Genomic DNA, 6,033 nt, shown 5'->3' with positions numbered 1-6,033 from the left:
TGGGGTGTGGGGGTGGGGGTTGGTTATACCAGTTGGGGGGGGGGGGGGGGGGGGGGGGGGTGGGGGGGGGGGGGGTGGGGGGGGGTGCCCCTTCGCCCCCCCCCCCCCCGGGGGGGGGGGGGGGGGGGGGGGGCCCCGTGCCTCAGTCGGCAGCGCAAGTTTCTGCGGCTCGGCCCCACCCCAACCCCTCCCCTGAAGGGGAGGGGCTTAAGGGGCGTCTGACCGCGAACGCACCGCTAGCACCGCTCGTCTGGTTCAAATCGGGCGGTGCGGCGGAATGGCTGTTCGAGCCGAAGGATGTGGCCGACCTGCACGATTTCCTTGCGGCGCTCGACCCTGCCGTGCCGGTGATAGCGCTGGGCCTCGGCTCGAACATGATCGTGCGCGATGGTGGCGTGCCGGGCGTGGTCGTGCGGCTTGGCAAGGCGTTCGCGCAGGTCGAGCGACTGGATGAGACCGCGCTGAAGTGCGGGGGCGGGGCTTCGGGCATTCTCGTGTCGTCCAAGGCGCGGGATGCGGGGATCGGCGGGGTCGAATTCCTGCGCTCGATCCCGGGCACGGTCGGTGGGTTCGTGCGGATGAACGGCGGCGCTTATGGGCGCGAAGTGAAGGACGTGCTGGTCGATTGCGATGTGGTGCTGCGGTCGGGTGAATTGGTGACGCTGGCGGTCGCTGATCTCGGCTATACCTATCGTCACAGCGGTTTGCCCGAAGGTGCGATCGTAGTCGGCGCGACGTTTCGCGGGCATGCCGAGGAGCCGGCGGTGGTGCAGGCGGAAATGGATCGCATTTCGTTCGAGCGTGAGGCTGCGCAGCCGTTGCGTTCGCGCACCGGGGGATCGACGTTCAAGAATCCGGAGGGGCACAAGGCCTGGGCTTTGGTCGATGCAGCCGGGTGCCGTGGATTGACGCGCGGTGATGCTCAGGTGTCTGAAAAACACTGCAATTTCCTGCTCAATCTCGGATCGGCGACGAGCGCGGATATCGAGGCGCTGGGCGAAGAGGTGCGCGATCGGGTGCGCGCGCAATCCGGGGTCGAGCTGGAGTGGGAAATTCAGCGCGTGGGGGTGATGACGTGATCAAGATATCGTCGTCCCGGCGTAGGCCGGGACCGCTGGATTCTGCGCGGAACATCGGTTGCGGGTCACAACGCGGCGGCCCCGGCCTTCGCCGGGGTGACGGGCTATGAGCGTGCCACTTCACATTGCCGTGTTGATGGGCGGCTGGTCGGCGGAGCGTGAGGTGTCGCTCCTGTCGGGCGCGGGCGTGGCCGAGGCGCTGGAGTCGCTCGGCCACCGGGTGACGCGGGTCGATATGGACCGCGATATTGCCGTCAAGCTGAAGGAGATCGCGCCGGACGTGGTGTTCAATGCGCTGCACGGCACACCGGGGGAAGACGGCTCGGTGCAGGGGCTGCTCGACATCATGGGATTGAAATATACCCATTCGGGCCTCGCCACGTCGGTGATCGCGATCGACAAGGTGCTGACCAAGCAGGCGCTCGTGCCGCATGGTATTCCGATGCCGGGCGGGCGGATCGTGAATACGGCGACGCTCTACGAGGGCGATCCGCTGCCGCGTCCTTATGTGCTGAAGCCGGTCAACGAAGGGTCGTCGGTCGGCGTGGCGATCGTCACGGATCAGGGCAATTATGGCAACCCGATTGCGGCCGCTTCGGTGGGGCCGTGGCAGGAGTTCGACGAATTGCTGGCCGAGCCGTTCATTCGCGGGCGCGAATTGACGACTGCGGTGCTGGGCGGGGAAGCGCTGGGCGTGACCGAGCTTCGCCCGAAGAGCGGCTTCTACGATTACGAGTCCAAATATACCGACGGGCTGACCGAGCATATCTACCCGGCCGATATCCCCGACGAGATCACTGAGGCGTGCAAGGCGCTGGCGCTGGAATCGCATCGGTTGCTGGGGTGCAAGGGGTGTTCGCGCTCCGATTTCCGCTGGGACGATGAGCGTGGGGTGGACGGGCTGTTCCTGCTCGAGGTGAACACGCAGCCAGGCATGACGGCGCTCAGCCTGGTGCCGGAACAGGCGCGGCATAACGGGATGAGCTATTCCGAACTGGTGCAAAAGATTTTGGACGAGGCGCTGTCGTGAGCAGCCGCACGCTGAAGCGCGCTCCGGCGCGGCGGCCGGTGCCGAAGCGCAAGGTGCCGCGCACGTCGATCCTCGATCGGATCATCGCCGCGCTGCCGATCAGCGAGGTTGCGCTGCACCGGATCGCGACCTGGACGATCACCGGCGCGGTGATTGCGGGTCTCGGTACGCTGGCGGTGTGGGCGGGCGTTCCGGCCGCGATCGGAGCGGCGCTGGCTGAGGGGGTCGGGCGTGCCGGGTTCCGGGTCGAGCAGATCGAGGTAACGGGCCTGTCGCGTATGGACCGGATGTCGGTCTATGCCGTGGCGCTGGACCAGAAATCGCGCGCGATGCCTTTGGTCAGCCTGGAAGATACGCGCGAGAAGCTGTTGAAATATGGCTGGATCCAGGACGCGCATGTCTCGCGGCGGTTGCCCGACACGTTGCTGGTCCATATCGTCGAGCGCAAGCCGACGGCGGTGTGGCAGGACAAGGGGCAATTGGCGCTGATCGGATCGAACGGCGTGTGGCTGGAGCGGGTTCGCGCCGACGCGATGCCCGATCTGCCTTTGGTGATCGGGCCGGGCGCGAATGAGCAGGAAGCGGCCTATCAGAAGCTGCTGAGCGCCGCGCCTGCTTTGCGCCCGAGCGTGAAGGCGGCGACCTGGGTCGGCAATCGGCGCTGGAATTTGACTTTCGAGAGCGGGGAGACTCTGGCGTTGCCGGAGGGCGATATGGCGGCGGCGCATGCGCTGGTGAAATTTGCCGAACTGGACGGGGTGAAGCCGTTGCTGGGCAAGGGCTGGCTGCGGTTCGACATGCGCGATCCGAGCAAATTGGTCGCGCGGCGCCCGGGCGAGGCGGAGGGTCGGGCGATCACCGACCCGAACGAAACGAATGCCGCGCCGAAGCCGGCGGTGATCGAGGCGAAGAAGACGGTTAAGCGCGTGGGCAGCCTGGGGCAGGGCTAAAAGGGGTAACGGGGAATGGCGAAGGTAGCACCAGAGGGACTGATCACGGCGCTCGACATCGGGTCGTCGAAGGTTTCGGCGATGATCGCGCAGAAGGGCGACGGGGGCGAACTGATCGTGCTCGGCACCGGCCAGCGCGAGAGCCGGGGCGTGAAGCGCGGCTATATCGCCGATGCCGACGCGACCGAGGCGGCTGTGCGCGAGGCGGTCGAGCAGGCCGAGCGGATCGCGGGCGTCAACATCCAGAACGTGTGGGTGAGCTTTTCGGCCGGGGGGCTGGTGAGCGATGTGGCGTCGATCGAGTTCGAACTGGGCGGCCACCGGGTGGAGCAATCCGATATCGACGCGCTGCTGCATGCGGGGCGGGAGTCGATCGATCCGGCCGGGCGCATGGTGCTGCATGCGCAACCGGCGCTGTACACGCTGGACGGGCTGACCGGCGTCAAAAAGCCGCTGGGGCTGCATGCCGATCGGCTGGGTGTGCATATCCATGTCGTCGCGGCGGACGGGTCGCCGGTGCGCAATCTCGGGTTGTGTGTGGCGAACGCGCATCTGGAGGTGAAGTCGATCATCGCCGCACCGGTCGCCACCGGCATGGCATGCCTGTCCGACGAGGAGCGCGAGCTTGGCGTGGCATTGGTCGAGATGGGGGCGGGGATCACCAACGTCTCGTTGTTCGCGGGCGGGATGCTCGTGGGGCTGACCTCGATCCCCTACGGCGCGCAGGACATCACCGACGATATCGCCAGCGCGTTCGGCACCAGCCGGGCGCAGGCCGAGCGGCTGAAATGCTTCTACGGATCGGCCAATGCCTCGCCGCGCGACAATCACGACATGATCGAGGTCGCGCCGATCAGCGAGGACGGGCAGGCCGAGGGCAGCCGCATCACGCGGGCGCAGTTGATCGCGGTGATCCGTCAGCGGCTCGATCACCTGATCGGCGAGGTGCAGAAGGCGCTGACCGAGCTGAAATTCTCCGGGCCCGTGGGGCGGCAGGTGGTGCTGACCGGTGGTGGCGCGGAGATGAAGGGCATTGCCGATTATGCGCAGCAGGCGTTGGGGCGGTCGGTCCGCATTGGGCGTCCGCGCGGGTTGACGGCGTTGCCGGAGGCACATTCCGGGCCGGCATTCGCGACGCTGGCGGGGCTGGCCTTCTATGCCGCGTCCGACCCGGTCGATCTGCGGTCGTTATCGAGCAAGCATCAGACGGTGCACCGGCCGAAAGGGCTGGGGGCGATCCGCCGCCTGATCGCGATGGCGCGGGCGAATTATTGAAGATTTACGACATCTGGTGTGTTTCGCGCTGGCACGCCGCCAAGTGTTGGTGCAGAACGGTTAACATTAAAACTTTGGCGCCGGGGTGTGGGCGCGCGTTGGAGACCAGACCATGAGCATCGAATTTCTTGCCCCCGAAGTCGACGAATTGACCCCGCGCATCGCGGTGATCGGTGTGGGCGGCGCGGGCGGCAACGCGATCGCCAACATGATCGCTGCCGAGGTGCAGGGTGTGGACTTCCTGGTCGCCAATACCGACGCGCAGGCGCTGAAGCAGTCGACCGCATCGAAGCGTATCCAGCTGGGTGCTAAGATCACGCAGGGCCTCGGTGCCGGCAGCCGGCCCGAGATCGGTCGCGCTGCGGCGGAAGAGACGATCGACGCGCTCGCCAAGATGCTCGAGGGCAGCCACATGGTGTTCATCGCCGCCGGCATGGGTGGCGGCACCGGCACCGGTGCGGCTCCGGTCATCGCCAAGGCGGCGCGCGACATGGGCATCCTGACGGTGGGCGTGGTGACCAAGCCGTTCGCCTTCGAAGGCAGCCGTCGCGCCAAGAGCGCCGAGGCAGGCATCGAGGAATTGCAGAAGTACGTCGATACGCTGATCGTCATTCCGAACCAGAATTTGTTCCTGGTCGCCAATGCGAACACCACCTTCAAGGAGGCTTTCCAGATGGCGGACGAGGTGCTGCAGCAGGGCGTGCGCGGCATCACCGACCTGATGGTCATGCCGGGCCTGATCAACCTCGATTTCGCCGACGTCCGTTCCGTCATGCAGGAAATGGGCAAGGCGATGATGGGCACCGGCGAAGCGACCGGCGACAATCGAGCGATCGAGGCGGCGTCGAAGGCGATCGCCAACCCGCTGCTCGATGGCGTGTCGATGAAGGGTGCCAAGGGCGTGATCGTCTCGATCACCGGCGGCGACGACATGCGCCTGCTCGAAGTCGACGAGGCCGCGAACCATATCCGCGAACTGGTCGATGAGGACGCGAATATCATCTGGGGTTCGGCATTCAACCCCGAACTGGAAGGCAAGATCCGCGTGTCGGTCGTCGCGACCGGGATCGAGGCGACCGCGCGTCCGGCCGAAGCCGCGCCATCGTCGCGCGCCTTCAGCTTCTCCGCGCCGAAAAAAGCCGAGGAGGCTCCGGTTGCCGCAGCGCCCGTGGCGGAGCCGCAGACCGCACCGGTAGCGACCGTGGACGAATTTGCGACGCCGGAGCCGGAAGCTGTCGCTCCTGCGCCCGAAGCGGCCGACGAACTGGTGCTGGGCAGCGACATCGTCGCGCCGCCCGCGACGCCGGCGGCGAAGACGCCGATCACGTTCGGCGACGAACCTGCGGCACCGGCGCTGGATGTTGCCGAAGGTGGCGCGCGTCGGCGGTGGTTGTCGCCCGGTGCGCCGGCAGAGACGCCTGCCGCCGAAGCCCCGGCCGAGCCGGTCGCGCCCGCACCACGCGTGAAGTTGGGTGGCACCTTGTTCGAGCGCATGTCCGGCGCGACGCGCGGTGCCGCGCGCGACGAGGAAGCCGAGAAGAGCGAGAAAGACGCGCTCGATATCCCGCGTTTCCTGCATCGCCAGAACAATCAGTGAGGTGATACGGACGACGCGGACCGGCTTGTCGCCGGCCCGCGTCGTCCCGTCGCGTGCCGGCGATGTGGGACATTGCCGGTTCACCCGGCTTGGCGTCTAGAA

5 protein-coding genes are annotated in these 6,033 nt (G+C 66.9%); all 5 read left to right on the top strand.

The window, feature by feature from the left end; all coding sequences use genetic code 11:
• Window positions 1–218 precede the first annotated feature (218 nt).
• The 5 genes from murB (at window position 219) to ftsZ (ending at window position 5,931) form a co-directional block, all read left to right on the top strand.
• Window positions 219–1,079 (top strand): UDP-N-acetylmuramate dehydrogenase, encoded by an 861-nt coding sequence (gene murB / locus U1738_RS17720; protein ID WP_443027046.1) that lies wholly within the window; start codon window positions 219–221, stop codon window positions 1,077–1,079.
• A 106-nt stretch (window positions 1,080–1,185) separates the two neighbouring features.
• A complete protein-coding gene (locus U1738_RS17715; protein ID WP_332790349.1) occupies window positions 1,186–2,109 on the top strand; it encodes a D-alanine--D-alanine ligase in 924 nt (307 codons plus the stop codon).
• Window positions 2,106–3,059, top strand: a complete 954-nt coding sequence (locus tag U1738_RS17710) for a cell division protein FtsQ/DivIB (protein ID WP_332790348.1) — start codon at window positions 2,106–2,108, stop codon at window positions 3,057–3,059. The genes U1738_RS17715 and U1738_RS17710 overlap by 4 nt, the downstream gene beginning before the upstream one ends.
• Window positions 3,060–3,074: 15 nt before the next feature.
• Entirely contained in the window at window positions 3,075–4,334 is a 1,260-nt protein-coding gene (gene ftsA / locus U1738_RS17705; protein ID WP_332790347.1) for a cell division protein FtsA, read from the top strand.
• 112 nt (window positions 4,335–4,446) lie between these two features.
• Window positions 4,447–5,931 carry a cell division protein FtsZ gene (gene ftsZ, locus U1738_RS17700; protein WP_332790346.1) on the top strand — a complete coding sequence of 495 codons (1,485 nt, stop codon included), beginning with the start codon at window positions 4,447–4,449 and terminating at the stop codon, window positions 5,929–5,931.
• The last annotated feature ends 102 nt before the right edge of the window (window positions 5,932–6,033 follow it).

It is taken from the genome of Parasphingomonas caseinilytica, assembly GCF_036663755.1.
GTDB lineage: Bacteria > Pseudomonadota > Alphaproteobacteria > Sphingomonadales > Sphingomonadaceae > Sphingomonas.
The sequence above is the reverse complement of the archived record's forward strand: the minus strand, read 5'-3'. Positions and strand labels throughout refer to the sequence as shown.

What these genes read in the sequence shown, in the direction of transcription:
- ftsA (WP_332790347.1), top strand. Translation starts at nt 3,075, where the DNA reads ATGGCGAAGGTAGCACCAGAGGGACTGATCACGGCGCTCGACATCGGG.
- ftsZ (WP_332790346.1), top strand. Translation starts at nt 4,447, where the DNA reads ATGAGCATCGAATTTCTTGCCCCCGAAGTCGACGAATTGACCCCGCGC.
- U1738_RS17715 (WP_332790349.1), top strand. Translation starts at nt 1,186, where the DNA reads ATGAGCGTGCCACTTCACATTGCCGTGTTGATGGGCGGCTGGTCGGCG.